Here is a 20275-nt window from a genome sequence, read left to right as displayed (position 1 = left end):
TAAAGGAGAACAATCCCTATGATGAATATGAACAATATCATGAAACAAGCCCAAAAACTCCAAAAACAAATGGAGAAAAGCCAAAAAGAGCTCGCTGCAACGCACTTTACTGGTCAATCCGCCCAAGGCTTAGTCACTGCAACTTTCTCAGGTGACAAGCAACTGCAATCCATCGATTTTAAACCTGAAGTGGTTGATCCAGAGGACCTTGAAACCCTGCAAGACATGACTCTACAAGCTGTTAACGACGCTCTCCAGCAAATCAACCAAGCAACCGAAAAAAGCATGGGTGCCTTCGCAGGAAAATTGCCGTTTTAAAACCTGTTATCAATCAAAAAGTAGCAGACAATTAAAAGTTAATGAACGTTTAGATTAAGCTAAGAAAATCTTATTTGGTCTCACTTTCCAATCTGAGACTGAGCAAGAACTTTAATCATCAAAAAAGCCTTAGAATCCAGTTATTGAAAACCGCGATTCTAGGGCTTTTCCTTATATTCTCCCACCTCCAAAAAGCATTGGATAAGTAAGAGATTCACAATCTAAGTACGGAGGGTTAAATGCAGCTACTAAAGCATCCCCCTATCAATCAGACACCAAAACCACTCCATATCCCAAAGTTTCCATTTTTACATGTGACCAATGGTCATAGCTCTTGTTGCTTCAACGGTCCTCCTGATCAGTAGCATGGCAACTCCAAATAACCTTCACAAGTGAAATAGAGCCAAGTGCCAATATCTCTTAAGCCCCTATCAACTTCACACTAATCACATAGGTATAGTCGTCATAGCGAAATTCAAAACCCTGATAATGAGGAAGTCCCATCAGATAATGATGGAGATAGGAATCCTGGGCCTCTAAATCTGCTACCGCTGCCTTAAAAAATTCACCATTGGCAAACTGAACCTCTACTGTATCTTGACTCGTTTGACCTAATTGCTGGGCTATTCTTGCTCCAAGAACTTCTTGGCTGTAATCTTCAAAATAATTTCCCTGAAGCTCAAAATAGTTATAACCTGTGTCTGCTATATCAGGATAGGTAATCTCCCGGCCTGCCGCCTGCCAAAAGCTTCCCCAAGGCTTGTGTGTCGCTTCAAAGATCGTTTTTGGAGTACAAAGATAGGCATAATTGATGGTTTCCATGGGCTGATCAGCAACCCTAGACTCAAACACAGGATCGCCCCAAGTCACATCGACGGGATAATACTGGCCGTCAATCTGGACCAGGTTCCAGGCATGATCTTCTTCATAAGCAGCAATATCACCCACCACATAAATCGATTCAATCCCAGCCTTCTGGCAAAGGAACTGAAAGGCTCTGCTATAGCCTGCACAGACTGACAAACGATCGACTAAAACGCTCCGCATGCTCTGGCTCTGGTAGGCAAGTTCGTCATTTTCCAGAGCTTCTGTATGGTAGTCTGTTTGGTGGATGATGAACTCATAGAGGTATTTCACCTTGTCGTAGTCACTACCATCTGGCATCCCAGCGATAACCTGATCTGCTAATGCCTGCAACTCCTGATAGGTATCTTTCACACCGGCAGGATAACGGTGATAACTCAAATCGAGTTCTGAAGTCTCTGTCAACCAATAAAAGTCAGGAAAGTCATAAGCTACCACTAGGTAAATTTTTGAAAGAGTGTCAGTATCTCTTATTCTTGTTTCTACCGTGGGGGCAAAGTTCTCAAAACTTTCAACAATGCGGATATAATCCGCCTTCTCCTCCGTGTTCAATTGTTGATAGTAAAACCGTTGGCCAAATCGGGCTTCTCCGTCTTGAATCACTGCTGCATTCTCCGCCGACTCTCTCTTCAGCTGCGCTGTTAGCTGCTTTCTCACCTGGGCTTGCCTAACCTCCGATAAGGATTTCTCCAGTTTAGGATAGGCGATTGCCCCCACGAGCACTAAACCAAGTATTACGAACCGAACCAACTTTTTCATGACTTCCTCCTTGATGCAACCTATTATACCACCTCGATGTCTAAAGGCCAAATGGAATCCAGTTCTAACAAATTTTAGGATTCTCTCTTGCTTTTTTTACTTTTTTTGGTATAATATGAATTATCTGAAGATTTGGATTTTCGTTTTATTTGGAGGAGAAAACATGACTAGACAAATTCATTGGGATGGCCAACTGTCACAAGAAGGCTTTGAGATTATTCGTGGAGAGGGAGGCGTCATTGTCTGCCCAACTAAGGTGGGCTACATTATCATGACCGCTGATAAGGCTGGTTTGGAACGCAAGTTTGATGCCAAAGAGCGCAAACGTAATAAACCTGGGGTGGTTCTGTGTGGCAGCATGGATGAGCTTCGCGAATTAGCCCAGATGACACCAGAAATCGACGCTTTCTACCAGAAGCACTGGGATGAGGATATCCTGCTCGGTTGCATCCTCCCTTGGAAGCCTGAAGCCTATGAGAGGCTTAAAGCTTATGGCGACGGCCGTGAAGAGCTGATGACAGATGTCCGTGGCACCTCTTGCTTTGTCATCAAATTCGGTGTGGCTGGTGAGCAGATTGCCAAAGAAATGTGGGAAAAAGAAAGCCGCATGGTCTACGCTTCTTCTGCCAACCCATCCGGTAAGGGCAACCGCGGTAAGGTCGAAGGTATCGGTGAGCGTATCGCTTCTAAAGTAGACCTCATCATCGAGGCAGATGACTACGTGGCTTCTATCCAGCCAGACAAGACCATTGAAACCCGCTACGAGCAAGGGGTTATGGTCTCTATGGTTGATGCAGACGGCAAACTCATTCCCGAACAAGGCAAGGACAGCCGCTCTATTGAACCCTGCCCAGTCGTGATCCGCAAAGGTCTGGACATCGACAGAATCATGATGCACCTATCTGACCACTTCAACTCCTGGAACTACCGACAAGGGGAATACTACTAAATCATAGCCAACCATTAGACGATGGGTTATGACTTGTTTCACACCTGCGGAGCGAAACCAACTTAACGTTACATCAACCAAAAGAGGCTGTGACAAAATGAACTGCACCCTGTCAAGTGGACAATGACATAATAAAAGATTAAGCAACGGCCTTGTTCCTCATTTCAAGAGGGGCAAGGCCGTTGTACTTCTCTTGAAATCGTTCGTTATTGTAAAAATAGATATAGTCATCAATGTCAGCGACTAACTCCTCAAATGTCTTGTAGGTCTTCAAATCATAACACTCCGTCTTAAAGTGACCAAAGAAACGCTCAATTGGCGCATTGTCAATGCATTTACCAACTCGTGACATTGAACGTGTCATCTGATATTGTGTTGTTACCATGCGGTATTCCTGTGAAGTGCATTGACTTCCTCTGTCGCTGTGGATGATTGGTGTGCCATCTGGATTAGCTCCCATAACCTTTCTTAGGTTCTCCATAACAAGTGGATTATCATTGTGCTTACTGATATGGTACGCCACGATAGAGCCGTCATAAAGGTCTTTAATAGCACTTAAATAAGCCTTGCAACCTCGTCCATACTGCAAGAAGGTCACATCTGTACACCACTTCTGATTAGGTGACTGGGCTGTAAACGCTTGATTAAGAATGTTCTCTTCGATCGTCACAAAACTTGTCTTGGTGCAATAGCCTCGAGAACGACGGATAACTGATGAGATACCAAGAATACGCTTTTTGTTATAAGTTGTCTTTAGTTTTCGATTGACAAATCGTGTCATTCGACGATAGCCTAAAATTCCCTTGCGTTTGGTATGGAGTTCCTTGATGGTTTTTAATAGTGTTCGATTTGTCTCCTCAGATGTCGTTTCCTTATGATTGAGCCACTTGTAATAGCCTGAACGAGATACTCCAAGCAATTGGCATAACTGGCTAATAGAGGCTCCACTAGGCTTATCAGAATAATCTTTGATGGCTTGAAATTCTTCTAAGCAACGACCAAGCCTTACCGTCGGTTTCTGCGTCTGATGTCTTTCAACTTTTTGGCGCTAGCCATTCGAAGCAAAGCGAGTTACGGATAGCCCTGCAAGGCTTGTCCAAGCTTCCATCCACTGCGTCTTGTTCGTCAGGCTAACATACAAAGAAGAGGATAGGACTTTTTCCCAACCTCAGGCCTGAGCCTTGAAATAAGATAGCGAAGACGAACGCTTTTTCGTTTGTTGGAGTTCTTTTCCACTCCCATAACCTTCGTATGCTGAAATGATACGCTTTGAGCGTATCATTTAAATCTCGAATCTAATTCAAAAAGATATCCAACAAATCTGCATAGCTAGCAAATGAAGTTGGAAATACTAGGCCTGAATAAAATAACATAATAGTATTAAATAAATTTAATAAGACCGAGATTCTTTTAAAACGTTCAGTTAACTTAATTGTCAAGACATAAATCACCAAAAATGAAATACAATTAAGTGCTGTAATTACCATCAGACCGACCATATCTAAAGAAGGAATAGTGAATTTCTTATAAAAAAATGGGTAAGATAATAAAATTGAAATTGAAAATATAAATGTTGACCAGATAAAATAGGTTAATGAACGGGTGATATAAATCATTATTGGAGTATATCTTGTTGTCCTGATATTTGTATATTGATTGGTTCTAATTTCATATTCCAACTCTTCATTCGCAAGTAACATTATATTAGTTATCGAATAATAAATAAAAAAATGGATTAAATTTATCGAGCTATCCCTATCGAAAATAACAATAATGCCAGTAAGAAAAATCAAAGAATAGATAATTTCACAAATACTATCAAATAGGTATCGAACTTTATAATTAAAATATCTTCTCAATTCACTAAACATGGAAAAGGCTCCCTCTTTTTTTAGCTATTTTCAGTAAAAAAACAAATAGTAAAGTTCCAACAGACCAATATATAGCACCATAAATGATAATTAAAAATACACTCTGATATGAAGAATAAATGATGAAATTTCGCAAGGTATAATAAGGGAAGAGTTTCCCTATCTCCCTCAATATGCCACTTAGTGGCGCTAGTATGCCAGTAAAGTATAGCATAAAGTAAGAAATTAATGATGTAATGCTAGATGTACGATTAAAAATAAAACAGAGACTGGATAAGCAAAAACCAAAGCCATACATGCTAATAATGCTTAGCATACATGCAGCGATACTCCCAACTAATTTAAAAAAATCATCTGGAAAATTAATATGATTAATCATGGATAAAACAATAAAGATAGGAATTGCTTTGACAAAATCTACCAATATTTGAACTATGATTTTAACCATTAATACATGTAAAATACTTTTACTGCTCTGAATGATGCTTATCAGAGTACGATCATAAAGGTCATCTTCAATAAAGAATGTTGGATGTGTAATAGCATGACTTGTAAAGTACCAAGTAAATAGTAGACATAATAATAAATACTTACTCTGTACATCTTTAAAGTATTGGAGATAAGCTGAAACCATTATTAGGATTCCAAAATTTGCAAAAAATAAATTAAATTTAAACTGTATCATCTCTTGCAGCTGTCGCTTCAACTCCCTCCTTATTTCTTTAATCATGATTAATAACCTCATACAATATTTCTTCAATACTTTCTTCAATTTCTTCAAAAAATATAATATTAAAATGATTGAAGATATGATTTTTTATATGACTTTCTTTCACTTCAACAATTAATCTCTCATTGTCTACATGATAAGATAGCTCGGGAAATTGTTTTTCAAAGGACTCTTTCTCAAAGTATGAAATGCCAATTCTATATTTAGTCCACCTATTATTTTTTCCAAAAATTTCTGAGAAACTGCCTTCTTGCTTTATTTCTCCTCTATTCATCACGCAAACTCTTGTTGAAATCTCTTCTGCAAAATATATGTCATGTGTAGTCATCAGAACTATGGTTCCTTTTTCTTGGCTTAGGGCCATTAATAATTTTGCAAATTGTTTTTTTGCAATGATATCTAAACCATTTGTAGGCTCATCTAAACACAAGACTTTTGGATTGCAAAGAAGAGCAATAATCAGGGACAATTTTTGTCTCGTTCCTTGTGACAATTCAGATACCAATATATTGGCGTAGGCATTAAAGTCAAGTATTTCAAATAAATTCTCTAAATCCTTCTTAATCTGATTCCGTGAAATTCTATTCAAGTGCAAAAAATAGTCAATGTTTTGATTTGCAGTTAAATACTCATAGTACCCCCTACCGCTTTCTAAAACAAATTTGACATCCTGATGAACAGCTACTGAATCATTACTATTGCCAAAAACAAAAACATGACCTGAATCTTGTAACATTAGACCCGAGATAATCTTTATCAAAGTGGATTTACCCGCACCATTAGCACCTACTATAGACACGACTTCTCCTTTATCCACTTCAAATTTTGGTATAGTCAGTACGAGTTTACCATGGAAACTTTTTTTGATGTTGTAAACTCCAACCTCACTCATTAATAATTACTCCTAGTGATATTAGATTTTTTAAAATCGTATTTTCAATCTCAAATACATCTTCTTTTTTGATTTTATATTTTCTTAAGAGAAGCGTTTGAAAATTAGTTCCACTTCTTAATGAATCAATGAAATCATAATAAACTTCTGTCACTTCATACAATTCTCCATTTAATTTATTGAATAAAATTGTATTTTGTTCTGTTTGAAAATTAGGCTCAAACCTAATAAACCAATTTTTACTTATTTGCATGTATGATACACCTCTTATCATATTCTCGTTTCGAAACAAATGCCATGGCATAGCAACCTCCACCACAATCTTTAAAAAGTTTGCAATCCTTACATTTGGTATCATCTGACCAAGTAGTTCTATTTAATCTATCTACGCCAGAACTCCACACTAATTCAAAATCATTAGTAAGCAAATTTCCCATTAAATGAGTTTCATCATGCAAAAAAGGACATGGAAATACATCTCCATGCATATCAATCTCAAATTCTGTTTTTTGAGCTGGACAATAAAGTGGTGAATTATATTCAACTCCGTTCTTAATTGCAAGTGACCAAGGATGACAAAACGGTGATGTTAAAAATTTCATACCTTGATTGCTAAATTTCATTATTAAATTATTGTAATAATCAGCATATTGTTCATCCGATACTAGTAATCTATTATGAATAGAAAAAATAGAAGATAGTTGAATGCGTCGTAAGCCGTGCTTATAGCAAAAATTAATAATTTCATCCAGTTCGTGAATATTTAGAGAACTGATCACAATATTGACCAACAATTTCTGATAGTGCTTACTCAAACCATCTTTAACAAAAGAACATATTTGTTCTAAAGGGTTTATATCAATCTGATTTGGTCTAAGTTTATCAAAATTTTCAATTGAATCTATACTAATTTGAATAGAAGAAAATTTTTCCAAATTTGAAAGAATATCTGATTCTCTCTCGTGTATGATATAAGTCACCCACTACAGTTGACAATGAGCCCTCTTTATTAAACTAACTATATCTTTCTAAACTAGGTTAAAATTTATCATAAATTTTAACTTATTCTATTCACCAAAGGTAGGAAATTTAGATAAATCAATTACTTTATCATATCTAGCTAATATCTCGTCATCATAATGATGAATCACTTCCACTAAGGTCTGTGGGATGGACAATAAAATATTTGAAATTTGGCTAGCATTTTCCTTATCAAGATTCGATTTGACTTCATCAGCTAATATCAGCTCATTATCATGGTACAAGCTACGCGCAATTTCTAAGCGTTGCTTTTCACCTCCAGAGAGTTTATCTGCATGAAGAATTTGACCCCTTAAAAAGGCTAGATTCACTCGATTAAGAATATCATCCATTTTAGCATCATCGACTGCTTCACCAAGAGTGATATTATCTTCCAGTGATAGCCCATCAAAAACATAGGACTCTTGTAAAATATAAGAAATTGATTTAGCAATTTGTTCCTTCTCTAAAGTCTGTCCAGCATAAGTCACTTTCCCTAAATCTGGCGATATTTCTCCATAAATCATATTCAATAAGGTTGACTTACCACATCCACTGGCGCCAACTAAAGCAATTTTCTCACCTTTTTTGATTTCAAATGACAGATTTTCAAAAAGCAATTTATCTTTAAAACTTAAACTAAGCTTATCGCATACGATAGGGAAAAGGGAGATCGAGGGTTGTTCATTGGTTTCTACATTATCATCTTCAAGTAAATAGGCATACTTTTCTCTAAGTTGCTTAGTTGACTTATAAGTATTGATAAAATACGACAGTTCATTAAATTGATAACCAATATTATGAGAAACCAGATAAATAGCAACAAAACTAGCACCAGAAAGATAATGATAATAAGTCATCATCCCGCCAATAATAATAGGAATGACCGAACAAAAAGCATCAATGCTATTGATTATCATACTATTCAGAGTTCGTTGCTGCTCGTATCTAATATCCTGTTCAACCCTTGTCAACAAAGATGTCATAAAACGAGAAAAGAAAAAATCCCTGGCATCGTAATTTTTTAGAACTCTCTCACCACCAATAATATTAGTTACTTGTGAAAGGTAATTCTGATTAGACTTAGATTTTTGCTCAGAAATTTGGTCTAAGGCTTTGCTACCAATACCACTACAAAGTGCAGGAACAGAATAAAAACAGATAAACACTAAGCCCAGCCAAAAATTGGTAGCTAGGGCATATATCATAGAAACAGTCGTAAAACCTAGCGATGAAATGATAATAACTGCAGGTTCAAGATAAGAAGTTTCTAATTGTTTAACATCATTTTCAAGATGAGATAAAATATCTTTGCTATCCCTGTGTTTATTATAAAGAAAATGCCCAAAGAGTTTGCATTTCATGGTCAATGTAAAATCAGCTACTATTCTCGCATAATAATAACGTTTTCCAGCTAGTCCAATAAGGAGAATTAAATTTCCAAAAATTCCCACAGCAAGAGCCAACCATAACTTATCAAGAGATCTCTTTTCAAAACTCGCCACAATCATTGATACTAAGGTCGGTGTGATGATAGCCTCTAGCCAAGTTATACCGATAAAACTAAAATACAGAATTAAATGTTTTTTAGTAATGAATTTATTAAGCATATCTGATAAACCTTTCAAAATTATTCACTAATTTTGACAAACGATCTCTATCCTTACTCAATTCAATAATTTTATAGACACAGTATTCCATTAAATCTTGTTTTTTACACTCAATAAATATCCCTTCTTCTGAAATAATTGGTGAATATCCGTCAATCATGTTCGCCACACATTCCATGCACATTCCCTTACACCAACATTCTTTGCACTTAGAGAAATTCTCTTTATTATTGAACAGTGAGACTTTATCACTATTGTGAGTCCCCCAAAATCTAAAACAAGATTTGGATGTTCCATCTACATCAAATGTCATAGTAGTTTCTGGATCAATATCATCACAGAATGATTCAGTCTTACTTTTAAAAATCATTGAAAGTAAAACATCGTATACTATGGGGCTAATATAGTTTTTTACGTTATTATTGATAATATCCTCGAGAGACTGTTCGATAAATCGTTTTCTATTGTCTAAAGTCATCTCCATTTCTTTAACTACAAGAACTTTATTTTTACTGAATACATTATTTATATGAAATCTAACATCCATATCTGTGAAATATTTATATATGACTTCTTTTGGATAACCAAGTTTTTGGTGCATGCGCGTATAAGTTGAAGCAACCTCAAAATTTTCATAATCTATTTTTTTTAAATACTCAATAAACTTCAAAGTTCGTCTATGACTCCCCTTACCTCTTAATTTATCATGAATCAGCTGTGGACCATCAAGACTGACAGTCAAGAAAGGGTGATATCTGTCAATCATCAATTTAACTTTATTATTTAATACTGTACCATTGGTAACTGTCTCAACTTTCTTAATCTCAATTGTTTTTGAGAGTTCTTCAATAAGATAAACAAATACATCAATATTTAAAAATGCTTCCCCTCCAAAAAGTATTAATCTTTTTATACATCGAATCCCATTGTTATTGATTTGTTCAATAATTTTGTTTGCAGTAGTAATTTCCATGAGCTGATTTGTCCTTCCATAATTACCACCATCAGCATAACAATATACACATGAAAGATTACAACTATTTGAAACGTTAATTACTACTTTTTTCAAAATACTGCGATCATTTTCTTTATTAATCTCGATACCACATTTATCTGAAGAAGTTGAAAGAGTAAAGTTTTCGGAATTAAAATAATAAGTGTCGGACTCTGTTATAAATGTCTTTAACATGTTACTCTCCTATCAAAAAGAGAGGGAATATAAATCCCTCTAACAATAAAAGCAAGACGGGGATTATCCACCTCCACCGCAAGAATGACTAGGACCACAATCATGAGCAAGATAGCTTGATTTATTGATCAGTAATTCTTCCAAATCGATAATTTTTAAATTATCCATCTTAGTGTCCTCCTCTATTTGACAATAGGATTATAGCATTTCTATCTTTGGGCGAGATTACTTTCCCATATCTGCTGACTAGTTATTTTCAGATAAAACTTTTTCTAAATGGCCTTCATAAATCTTTGCTAAGTGGTTACTTCCTGCTAATTTCATTGCAGCGATACACTTCCTCATTTCAATAATTGCTTTACAATCCGTCCCTTTTTTATAGCGATACAAATGTTGAGTATAATGAAAAACGAGACGTTCATAGACTTCAGTTTCGATAAAAAAGCATTGATTCAATTGTTTTTCAAAATACAGAGCATCCAGAAATTTTTCTCTCTCAACACATGTGATATATCCATTTAATAACATTGATGAGATTAATCGTCTATTATTTGGAATTTCTTTATAGAAATCAGAACGCCTAGACATTTCTCTAGCCAAAACCATGAAAACATCATGTTTTAGGACATCTAAAGTATTTGAAAAAATCAATAATTCATAGTATCCCCAATATTCCACACTAAAAAGATAATCGGTTAGATACGATAAATCACCACTAGAATAATAAGCTTCTCCTGATAAATCTTGTAAGCGAATTTTTAATAAAATAATATTAAGCTTATGAAATTTCTCCTGTTTAGGATCTGACTCCATTTGGGAATAGAGTAATTTTTTCAACCCATCAATATCATGATTAGATACAAACTGTCGAACCTTTGATAGAAGTTCATTTAGTTCATCTCTATGAAAATCATGAGCCGCATACATAAATTCATCAATTGGCATGTTGATTTCATCTAAGATAAGCATGAACTTAGAAATGGTTAAATCTGTCTCTCCTTTTTCAAATCGAGATAGCTGGGAGATTGATATACCAGCCTTTGCAACATCTTTTAATCGTAAACCTCTTGATTCTCGAAACTTTTTAAAAATTTCTCCAAATTTTTTCATCATACACCACCAATAAGCATATATGGGAATATTTTTTGATTGTTAACATTTTAGCATAAAATAGAAAAAAAATAAAAGCGAGGTATTTCACATGAAAAATCAAAAACTACTACCTTTATTGTTCCTACTCTTTGAGGGAATTATTATTATCGTTGTTGGCTAAGTTTGTCACTGAAGTGCGTACTTTTTCATAAAAATGAGACCGAGCAAAAATAATTGAGAGACAAAGACTTTTGTCACATCCTCAAAAACCACACAGTGATTCGTTCATCTTGATTATTTTCAAGACAGGAATCTCTGGGTGGTTTCTTTTTGAAGCAAGTTTTTCCCCAGCCTCATTTGAGCTGTGCGGGGGTGGTCTGGGAAGAGAGTGTTTTAGCCCCAACCTAGAAATACGAGAGTGAGGGAAATCGAACCCTTCAGGTTACCGATTTCTGTCCCACTCCCTTTTATGCTATAATCATACTATGAAACACTATTATTTTTTAACAGGTGGCGGAGCCAATCGCTTTGATGCTGCGGATCTGGTGCATTTTTTAGGCAAGGAGGTCTCCGTCATCGAATTGCCTGGGCATGGCCTTGAAAGAGAGCAAATCGTCTCTAGTCTAGAGGAGTTAAGAGACTGGTTTACAGGAAAAATTGATGCCACAAGCGATGGTGTCCTCATCGCCCATTCTATGGGGGCCAATCTCGCTCCTTACTTGGCAAAAACATGTCCCTCAATCACAAGCCTCATCCTACTGGACGGGGGCTACTATGACTTTGATCAGATTCTTCCCCTAGAAGAGGAAGTGATTGAAACCCATTCCTATTTTGACCAAATGGTCTTCGAACGCCAAGAAGACTACCGCAATCTCCTAAAAGAAAATGCTCCCTACTGGTCAGACCATTTAGAAGCAGCTGCCAAGGAAAGCCTTAGGCTTGAAAACGGCCGCTACTGTCTCAACATCAACCAGACCAGCTTCTTTCACTTACTCCGTTTGCAGCGGGAATGCCAAGGAACTTTGGCAGACCTAACTTGTCAAACACTCCTCATCCCTCAGACCTTGGATTGCCCCGCATGGAAAACAAACATGCTACAAGCTGTGCCAAGCCCTATTGTCATTGACAGACAGATCCAATGTGGCCACAGTCCCCACACAGAAAAACCTGAGCAAACAGCCCAGGTTATCCTCGATTTTTTAGAGGCTCCAATCTAAATCAGGGCCCAAAGGTACAATCCCATTTGGATTGATGGTCTTGTGGCTGCCATAGTAGTGTTGTTTGATGTGGTCAAAATCCACTGTCTCAGCTATGCCTGGCAGGTGGTAGATCCGCTTGGTATAGGCCCAGAGATTGGGATAGTCTATCAAGCGCTTCACGTTGCATTTGAAATGACCAAAATAGACCGCATCAAATCGCACCAAGGTTGTAAAGAGACGGATATCGGCTTCGGTCAACTGATTTCCCACTAGGTAATCATCAACAGCCAGACTGGTCTCCAATACATTTAAAGCTTCAAATAGTTTAGTTAGTTCCTCTTCGTAAACGGACTGTTGGGTCGCAAAGCCAACCTTGTAGACGCCATTGTTCACGTTATGGTAAACAAATTCATTGATTTCGTTGATTTCATCTAGGAGATGCGCTGGAGCGTAGTCTCCTTTTTTGGCACCAATTTCATCGAAGGCACTGTTGAACATGCGGATAATATCAGACGACTCATTGCTGACGATTGTATCCAACTGTTTATCGTACAAGACTGGCACGGTTACGCGTCCTGTATAAGTGGGATTGACATGGGTATAAATCTGGTGGAGGTAATCCGCCCCTAGAATCGGGTCTGCAATGATCCCTGCTCCCTCTTCAAAGGTCCAGCCATTTTCCAACATCAAGGGATGAACAACTGAGACCGAAATCATATCTTCTAGGCCCTTCAAGGCACGAAGAATCAGGGTACGGCTAGCCCAAGGACAAGCCAGAGATACATAAAGATGGTAACGACCAGCCTCAGCCTTAAAACCACCCTGGCCTGTTGGCCCAGGTGAACCATCTGCGGTAATCCAATTGCGAAACTGCGGACTTGTCCGCTCGAAGCGACCACCTGTTTTCTTGGTGTCATACCACTGATCAACCCATTTTCCATCTACTAATAACCCCATAGTTGTCTCCTTCTTTTCTTCTATATTATCACTAGTTATTGATTTTTTCAAGCAATTCTACTCTGCTTGGTTCGCCAAAGAAGCAAAGATGATTCAACCAAGGCAAACAAATGAGCCACATCCCAATCTAACAATTAAGGTGCGGCTCAAGTGTCCATATGCTTTCTAGGGTTACAGAATGGCTAAAATGACAAAGTTTACAATGAAGAGGAAGGTAGCTCCCCAAAGAATTGGATGAACCTCCTTGGTCTTCCCAGTCGCTACCTTAACCAAGCAGTAGAAGATAAAGGCTGCTGCAATCCCGTAAGAGATAGAGTAGCAAAGGGCCATGAAGAAGGCAGCAAAGAAAGCTGGAAGCGCGTCATTGAAGTCAGACCAATCCACATCAAGGAAAGAAGAAACCATCATAACACCCACGATAATAAGGGCTGGTGCAGTCGCTGCTGCTGGTACAATCCCAATGATTGGCAAGAGTAAAATAGAGGCTAAGAAGGCTAAGGCAGTTGATACCGCAGTTAAACCCGTCCGCCCACCTTCTGCAATACCAGCTGCAGATTCCACGTATGTGGTGGTATTAGAGGTTCCAAAGAGAGCACCGATTGAAGTTCCAATTGCATCCGCAAAGAGTGCCCGGTCCATTTTAGAAGAGAAACCAGTCGATTCTTCCAGAGCAGCCTCATCTTCAGCAGAGAAGATACCAGTCTTACGACCAGTTCCGATAAAGGTCCCCAAGGTATCAAAAGTATCTGACAAAGAGAAGGCAAAGATCGTCATAAGCACAAGTGGCAGGCGACTAGCATCCGAAAAGAGGGAAGCTATACCTCCAAAAGCAGCCAAGAAGGTCGTCCCTAGTTCTCCAAAGGCAGAGCCGATACTGTTGTTAAAGCTGATCGATGACACATCCACAACACCCATCGGGATTCCGAGTAACGTTGTCGCAACGATACCAATCAAAATTGCACCACGAACATTTTTAATCACCAAGACAGCTGTCAAGAAGAGTCCTAAAACCGCTAAGATAACCGACGGCTGAGTAAAGGTTGAGATGGCTGGTACTACTCCTCCATTAGCAGCTACGGAAAAAACGCCTTGTGATAGATCTGCTGCCTCAGGTGCAACACCATTTATGCTAACGATATTATTTGCGGATAACGAAAAGTCGATAATATTAGCATTTTTAAAACCAAGATAAGCAACAAAGACACCGATACCGCCACCGATAGCATGTTGGAGGCTGACTGGAATCGCCTTGATAATGCTCTTACGCACGCGCGTTACGGTAATAAAAATATTGAAAAGTCCGCAGATGAAAACCATTGCGAGGGCTTCCTGCCAGCTAAACCCAAGGCCGAAGACAACCGTATAGGTAAAGAAGGCATTGAGACCCATACCTGGTGCGAGGGCATAAGGAACGTTAGCAAACAATCCCATAATCAAGGTTGAAATCACCGTCGCAATGATGGTCGCTAGAAAGACTGCCTGAGTTGGCATCCCTGCAGCTCCTAAAATGGCTGGGTTGACGAACAAAATATAACTCATGGCAAAGAAAGTTGTCAGACCTGCCATCACCTCTGTCGAAACGGTTGTCCCGTGTTCTTTAAGCTTAAAAAAGGTTTCCATGTTTGTAATAAACTCCTTGTTTACGAATGATGTAATCATTATAAATTATTTTGTTCGCTTTTTCAAGGAGTTTTGCGCATTTTTTAAAAGAAAACGTTATCTAATAAAGATTTTTCACGAAACTCGTCTGTTGGCTACCTAAAAACGCCGTCTTATGAATCAAGTCTCGATAAAAACCAAGCTAGAATTACGCGCCAACGCTTGTTTTTGCTCAATCGGAGGAATTGTTGTTAGGAGGAATGTTATCGTGTCAGACAAACGGACTATAACACACAACAACAACATACAGCCTTGCTGCAGATGAACACACAGACTGGTGTGTCGCTCCACCTTAAAAACAGTTTTTCCTCCTACGCCGTTTGGTATTTCAAGTAGAATGTGCTACAATAAACCCTATGAAGAAGAAATTAATTGCCATTGATTTAGACGGAACCTTGCTCAACTCTGCTAGTCAAATTTCAGAGTTTTCCAAGAAAATTCTCAAAGACATTGAAAGTCTCGGCCATACAGTTGTCATCACAACTGGCCGCCCTTTTCGCATGGCCCATCATTACTATAAGGAACTAGGCATGACCGGTCCTATGATCAACTTCAATGGGGCCCTGACCCATATTCCTGGTCAAAAATGGGCCTTTGAACACGAACGCCTCCTTGATAAAAGAGTTTTCCTTGATATTGTCAAACGTGAGGAAGACTGGCAGGCTGATTTTATCGCTGGAGAATACCGGAAATCCTTTTATGTGACCCACACCAATCGTCACAAGATTGCACCCGAACTCTTTGATGTTGAAACCATTGAGGACGGGTCAGAGCTCAAAATCGATAAGATTACCAAGTCTCCCAATGTCGTCCTCATGCAGACCCGCCATCAGGACAAATACGCCCTCGCCGAAGAAATGGAAGCCATTTACCCCAACCAGCTTACTGTCAGCACTTGGGGCGGACCGCTCAATATCTTAGAATGCGCTCCCGAAGGGGTAAACAAGGCTTATGCCCTCAAGCAACTGTTACACAATCTCAATATGGACCGTTCCCAGCTAATTGCTTTTGGTGATGAGATGAACGACGATGAAATGCTTGCCTTTGCTGAGACAGGCTTCGCCATGAAAAATGCCAACACTGACCTTCTCCCCTTTGCGGATCAACAATTGGAGTGGACAAACGACCAAGACGGTGTCGCCAAACAACTTCAAAAATTATTTCTTTAAGGAGCTTATAGTGTCCTTGAAGAATGGGCGTCCGATAACAAACGCGTGACGAGGACACCGATTTCCTAAGCACTCTACGTAACCATTGACAGTTCTAAGATGGCATTCTGCTATCATTCTAAAAAACCAAATATCACTCATGAAAATGTAGCATTCTTAAAAATGGCGGTAAATCACAACATTACCGCCATTTTCTTCATACCTGTGCTGTGAGCTTGTTTACTAAAATCACGGCCATAGAGCAAAATAAATATGGACGATTGTCTCCAAGACATTTGAGGATTACCCCTCTAAAAACGGGACTATCAAAATAAACCTAGTCCCTTGCTGACGCATCTCATTCGTTACCCCACTTCCAATCCACCCTTCGAATGCGTCTCAAAAGGAAAACAGTGAATAAACACAATAAGAGCGTTCAGAGAGATTAACGTCTGAGGACTAACCGATTTTCATCTCACTCTCTTTTTCTGTTGCTCTGATCAGCTAATCTATCCACGTATCACTCCTTGTTATCAGCCTTCTATTTACTGATAAACCTTCTTTTTTTACTAATTTTTGGTAAAACTTTGGTGAATTTGTTATAAAAGCTTGAAAAGGCATTGACAATTACTTGAAAGCGCCTTATACTTGAAGATGTATTTTTAAAGGCAAACAACCTTTAAAAAACAAAAATCATTAAGGAGGAGTCAATAATGAGTATCGGAATCATTATTGCAAGTCATGGCGAGTTTGCTGCAGGCATTCATCAGTCAGGTCAGATGATTTTCGGCGAGCAAGAAAAAGTCCAAGTTGTGACATTCATGCCAAGCGAAGGTCCAGATGACCTCTATGCTAAGATTGCAACTGCTATTGACACATTTGATGCTGATGATGAAATTCTAGTCTTGGCCGACCTTTGGAGCGGGTCACCATTTAACCAAGCTAGTCGTGTTATGGGCGAACGTCCAGAACGCAAATTCGCCATCATCACAGGTCTCAACTTACCAATGCTGATTCAAGCCTACACAGAGCGCTTGATGGACGCAACTGCTGGTGTGGCACAAGTTGCTGCCAACATCATCAAAGAATCAAAAGACGGTATCCGAGTACTGCCTGAAGAATTGCAACCCGAAGAGGTCGTTGCTACTGCCGTAGCACAAGCCCCTCAAGCTGCTATTCCAGAAGGAACAGTCATCGGTGATGGCAAATTGAAAATCAATTTGGCGCGTGTCGACACTCGTCTCTTGCACGGTCAGGTAGCGACAGCCTGGACACCAGATTCTAAGGCTAACCGTATCATCGTTGCATCTGACAAGGTAGCTGGCGATGAATTACGTAAACAACTCATCAAACAAGCTGCACCAAACGGTGTACGCGCTAACGTTGTTCCCATTCGTAAATTGATTGAAGCCGCAAAAGACCCTCGCTTCGGCGACACCAAGGCCCTAATCCTTTTTGAGACACCTCAAGAAGCTCTAGAAGCCATCAAGGGTGGCGTGCCAATCGAAGTCCTAAACGTTGGTTCAATGGCCCACTCAACAGGTAAGACTCTGGTCACAAATGCTTTGTCAATGGACAAAGCAGACGTTGCAACCTTTGAAGAGTTGCGTGACTTGGGTGTCAAGTTTGATGTCCGTAAGGTCCCTAACGACAAACCTGGTAACCTCTTTGAATTGATTAAGAAGGCAAACTTGTAATCCTTTCACTCGTTTCAATAAGTCTTGCCAAGGATTTTTAGTTGGACAAGTCCAGTGCTTTGAGGCTTACCCAACTAATTCATCTAAACTATAAAAGAAAGAAGAATAAGATAATGGATATTTCAATTATTTCTGCTATTTTGGTCGTTATCGTGGCCTTCTTAGCTGGTATGGAAGGAATTCTTGACCAATTCCAATTCCATCAACCCATTATTGCTTGTACCTTGATCGGTCTTGCAACTGGTAACTTGACTGGTGGTGTCATGCTCGGTGGTACCTTGCAGTTCTTGGCTCTTGGTTGGGCTAACATCGGTGCTGCCGTAGCACCAGATGCTGCTCTTGCTTCTGTTGCTGCAGCGATTATCCTTGTTAAGGGTGGGGACTTCTCACCAGCAGCGATCTCTGTCGCTAGTGGTATCGCGATTCCGCTTGCTGTTGCGGGTCTCTTCTTGACCATGATTGTACGTACCATCTCTGTTGGTTTGGTACACGGTGCGGATGCTGCTGCTGAGCGCGGTGATTTCGCTACTATCGAACGTCTCCATATCATCGCTCTTTGCTTGCAAGGTCTGCGTATCGCTATCCCTGCGGCTGCCCTTCTAGCCATCCCTGCTGAAGCTGTAAAAGCTGCTCTTGAAGCTATGCCTGCTTGGTTGGTGGGTGGTATGCAAGTCGGTGGTGGTATGGTTGTGGCCGTTGGTTTTGCCATGGTTATCAACATGATGGCAACTCGCGAAGTGTGGCCATTCTTCGCCCTTGGTTTTGCTTTTGCAGCCATCAGCAATTTGACCCTTATCGCCCTTGGTGCCATCGGTACTGCCCTTGCCTTCATCTACCTCAACTTGTCTAAAAAAGGTGGTAACGGTGGTGCAGTTTCTGGCTCAGGCGACCCAATCGGCGACATCTTGGAAGATTACTAGAAGGGAGACCACACATGTCTGAAAAAATAACATTAACATCAGCAGATCGTAAGAAAATCTGGTGGCGTTCTCAATTCCTACAAGCTTCATGGAACTACGAGCGGATGCAAAACATGGGTTGGGCTTATGCTATTATCCCAGCCATCAAAAAACTCTACACTAAAAAAGAAGACCAAGTGGCTGCTCTTAAGCGCCACATGGAATTCTTCAACACACACCCCTATGTGGCTGCTCCAATCCTCGGGGTAACCCTGGCTCTTGAAGAAGAGCGCGCTGCCGGTGCTGAAATTGATGATGCGGCTATCCAAGGGGTAAAAATCGGTATGATGGGGCCTCTAGCTGGTATCGGTGACCCAGTCTTCTGGTTTACGGTTCGCCCAATCATCGGTGCCCTCGGTGCTTCAATGGCCGCAGGCGGTGATATCCTCGGTCCAATCATCTTCTTCTTCGCTTGGAATGCGATTCGTATGGCCTTCCTGTGGTATACTCAAGAATTTGGTTACAAATCTGGTAAGGAAATCACCAAAGATATGTCAGGTGGCCTGCTCCAAGACATCACCAAAGGAGCGTCTATCCTTGGTATGTTTATCTTGGCTGTTTTGGCCCAACGTTGGGTTAGCATCGGCTTCACAACTGTTGTTGCCCGCGTTCCTCTAGATGAAAAAGCTTATATCCACTGGGACAAATTACCAGAAGGTAGCGAAGGGATTCGTCAAGCCTTTGAACAAGTTGGGAGCGGACTCTCTCAAACCCCTGAAAAAGTCACTACTCTTCAAGACAACTTGAACGGTCTGATTCCAGGCTTTATGAACGTCCTTCTCGTCTTCCTTTGCATGTGGTTACTCAAGAAAAAAGTTTCTCCAATCACTATCATCATCGGTTTGTTTATCGTTGGTATCTTAGCACGTGTAGCTGGTATCATGTAAGGCTCAAAAGGTTTCCGTAAGGGAACCTTTTATGGTATACTGTAACAAAAAGATTAGAAAGACTCTTATGGTACAATCACTTAATAAAACAGTCCTCCTACACACAACAGGGGTTTACTATACTGGATTAGGGAACAAAGTCGGTAAGTTTCTCCTCGGCGATATAGCCATCGAATTTTATCCCGACGCTAATGTTGAGCAATTCATCCAAATCCCCTGGAAAAATATCCTTGAGGTGGGCGCCAATGTTTCTGGAAAAGCGATCAGCCGCCACTTTGAAATTTATACCGATAGCGGAAAGTTCCTCTTTGCCAGCAAGGATTCTGGCAAGATTCTCAAAATTGCCAGAGAACAGCTTGGGAATGATAAGGTTGTTAAACTCCCAACCTTGGTACAGACCATAACGAAGTGGTTTACGAAGAAAAAGTAAGGAAGGCTTCAAACCAAGCCTGAGCCCCCCTTGTTAAATAGGTTA

At 39.6% G+C, this 20275-nt stretch carries 20 protein-coding genes and 1 pseudogene; 8 read left to right on the top strand and 13 right to left on the bottom strand.

Annotated elements, in window-relative coordinates:
- Positions 1 to 18: 18 nt before the first annotated feature.
- Complete coding sequence (locus tag HF992_RS01615) at positions 19 to 318, top strand: YbaB/EbfC family nucleoid-associated protein (RefSeq protein ID WP_168548316.1); 300 nt, start codon at positions 19 to 21, stop codon at positions 316 to 318.
- 420 nt (positions 319 to 738) lie between these two features.
- Here HF992_RS01615 and HF992_RS01610 read toward each other — a convergent pair whose 3' ends face one another.
- Positions 739 to 1941, bottom strand: a complete 1203-nt coding sequence (locus HF992_RS01610) for a transglutaminase domain-containing protein (RefSeq protein WP_168548315.1) — start codon at positions 1939 to 1941, stop codon at positions 739 to 741.
- A 163-nt stretch (positions 1942 to 2104) separates the two neighbouring features.
- Between HF992_RS01610 and HF992_RS01605 the strand changes: the two genes are divergently transcribed.
- Entirely contained in the window at positions 2105 to 2890 is a 786-nt protein-coding gene (locus HF992_RS01605) for an L-threonylcarbamoyladenylate synthase (RefSeq protein WP_168548314.1), read from the top strand.
- 139 nt (positions 2891 to 3029) lie between these two features.
- Here HF992_RS01605 and HF992_RS01600 read toward each other — a convergent pair.
- The 10 genes and pseudogenes from HF992_RS01600 to HF992_RS01560 all read right to left on the bottom strand — a co-directional run.
- Positions 3030 to 3935, bottom strand: a pseudogene (locus HF992_RS01600) (IS3 family transposase); the annotation flags it as partial.
- A gap of 250 nt (positions 3936 to 4185) precedes the next feature.
- Positions 4186 to 4761 carry an ABC transporter permease gene (locus tag HF992_RS01595; RefSeq protein WP_168548313.1) on the bottom strand — a complete coding sequence of 192 codons (576 nt, stop codon included), beginning with the start codon at positions 4759 to 4761 and terminating at the stop codon, positions 4186 to 4188.
- Entirely contained in the window at positions 4754 to 5494 is a 741-nt protein-coding gene (locus HF992_RS01590; protein WP_168548420.1) for an ABC transporter permease, read from the bottom strand. The genes HF992_RS01595 and HF992_RS01590 overlap by 8 nt, the downstream gene beginning before the upstream one ends.
- Positions 5484 to 6383, bottom strand: a complete 900-nt coding sequence (locus HF992_RS01585; protein WP_168548312.1) for an ABC transporter ATP-binding protein — start codon at positions 6381 to 6383, stop codon at positions 5484 to 5486. The genes HF992_RS01590 and HF992_RS01585 overlap by 11 nt, the downstream gene beginning before the upstream one ends.
- Positions 6376 to 6636 (bottom strand): phosphoglycerate mutase, encoded by a 261-nt coding sequence (locus HF992_RS01580; RefSeq protein WP_168548311.1) that lies wholly within the window; start codon positions 6634 to 6636, stop codon positions 6376 to 6378. The genes HF992_RS01585 and HF992_RS01580 overlap by 8 nt, the downstream gene beginning before the upstream one ends.
- Positions 6623 to 7363, bottom strand: coding sequence for an SPASM domain-containing protein (locus tag HF992_RS12260; RefSeq protein ID WP_343032936.1), 741 nt, complete (start codon positions 7361 to 7363; stop codon positions 6623 to 6625). Before HF992_RS12260 ends, HF992_RS01580 begins: the two co-directional genes overlap by 14 nt.
- Positions 7364 to 7450: 87 nt before the next feature.
- Positions 7451 to 9013, bottom strand: coding sequence for a streptosactin export ABC transporter GggC (gene gggC, locus HF992_RS01570; protein ID WP_168548310.1), 1563 nt, complete (start codon positions 9011 to 9013; stop codon positions 7451 to 7453).
- Complete coding sequence (gene gggB / locus HF992_RS01565) at positions 9006 to 10202, bottom strand: streptosactin maturase GggB (protein ID WP_168548309.1); 1197 nt, start codon at positions 10200 to 10202, stop codon at positions 9006 to 9008. Before gggB ends, gggC begins: the two co-directional genes overlap by 8 nt.
- A gap of 63 nt (positions 10203 to 10265) precedes the next feature.
- Positions 10266 to 10370, bottom strand: coding sequence for a streptosactin (gggA, locus tag HF992_RS12320; protein ID WP_423191654.1), 105 nt, complete (start codon positions 10368 to 10370; stop codon positions 10266 to 10268).
- A 78-nt stretch (positions 10371 to 10448) separates the two neighbouring features.
- Positions 10449 to 11312 carry a helix-turn-helix domain-containing protein gene (locus HF992_RS01560; protein WP_168548308.1) on the bottom strand — a complete coding sequence of 288 codons (864 nt, stop codon included), beginning with the start codon at positions 11310 to 11312 and terminating at the stop codon, positions 10449 to 10451.
- 467 nt (positions 11313 to 11779) lie between these two features.
- On the opposite strand from HF992_RS01560, the gene HF992_RS01555 reads away from it, so the two are divergent.
- A complete protein-coding gene (locus tag HF992_RS01555) occupies positions 11780 to 12511 on the top strand; it encodes an alpha/beta fold hydrolase (RefSeq protein ID WP_168548307.1) in 732 nt (243 codons plus the stop codon).
- Here the strand turns inward: HF992_RS01555 and HF992_RS01550 are convergent.
- Both HF992_RS01550 and HF992_RS01545 read right to left on the bottom strand, forming a co-directional pair.
- Positions 12494 to 13450 carry a glutathione S-transferase family protein gene (locus HF992_RS01550; protein ID WP_168548306.1) on the bottom strand — a complete coding sequence of 319 codons (957 nt, stop codon included), beginning with the start codon at positions 13448 to 13450 and terminating at the stop codon, positions 12494 to 12496. The two genes, HF992_RS01555 and HF992_RS01550, sit on opposite strands and share 18 nt — an antisense overlap.
- A 171-nt stretch (positions 13451 to 13621) precedes the next feature.
- Positions 13622 to 15070: an NCS2 family permease gene (locus tag HF992_RS01545; RefSeq protein ID WP_168548305.1), complete on the bottom strand. Its 1449-nt coding sequence runs from the start codon at positions 15068 to 15070 to the stop codon at positions 13622 to 13624.
- Positions 15071 to 15465: 395 nt separating this feature from the next.
- Here HF992_RS01545 and HF992_RS01540 point away from each other — a divergent pair, with 395 nt between their 5' ends.
- From HF992_RS01540 to HF992_RS01520, 5 genes are all read left to right on the top strand, one after another.
- Positions 15466 to 16278 (top strand): Cof-type HAD-IIB family hydrolase, encoded by an 813-nt coding sequence (locus HF992_RS01540; RefSeq protein WP_168548304.1) that lies wholly within the window; start codon positions 15466 to 15468, stop codon positions 16276 to 16278.
- A 692-nt stretch (positions 16279 to 16970) separates the two neighbouring features.
- Positions 16971 to 17954 carry a PTS sugar transporter subunit IIB gene (locus HF992_RS01535; RefSeq protein ID WP_168548303.1) on the top strand — a complete coding sequence of 328 codons (984 nt, stop codon included), beginning with the start codon at positions 16971 to 16973 and terminating at the stop codon, positions 17952 to 17954.
- A 110-nt stretch (positions 17955 to 18064) separates the two neighbouring features.
- The gene (locus HF992_RS01530; RefSeq protein ID WP_343032938.1) at positions 18065 to 18874 is read left to right on the top strand and encodes a mannose/fructose/sorbose family PTS transporter subunit IIC; all 810 of its coding nucleotides are present in this window, start codon (positions 18065 to 18067) and stop codon (positions 18872 to 18874) included.
- Positions 18875 to 18888: 14 nt separating this feature from the next.
- The gene (locus HF992_RS01525) at positions 18889 to 19800 is read left to right on the top strand and encodes a PTS system mannose/fructose/sorbose family transporter subunit IID (RefSeq protein ID WP_168548302.1); all 912 of its coding nucleotides are present in this window, start codon (positions 18889 to 18891) and stop codon (positions 19798 to 19800) included.
- A gap of 67 nt (positions 19801 to 19867) precedes the next feature.
- Positions 19868 to 20230, top strand: coding sequence for a DUF956 family protein (locus HF992_RS01520; protein ID WP_168548301.1), 363 nt, complete (start codon positions 19868 to 19870; stop codon positions 20228 to 20230).
- Positions 20231 to 20275 lie beyond the last annotated feature (45 nt).

Origin of the sequence: Streptococcus ovuberis, assembly GCF_012396585.1 — a bacterium.
In the GTDB taxonomy this organism is placed as follows: Bacteria; Bacillota; Bacilli; order Lactobacillales; family Streptococcaceae; genus Streptococcus; species Streptococcus ovuberis.
Note: the sequence above shows the minus strand (reverse complement) of the source record. Positions and strands in the feature narration are given on the sequence as shown.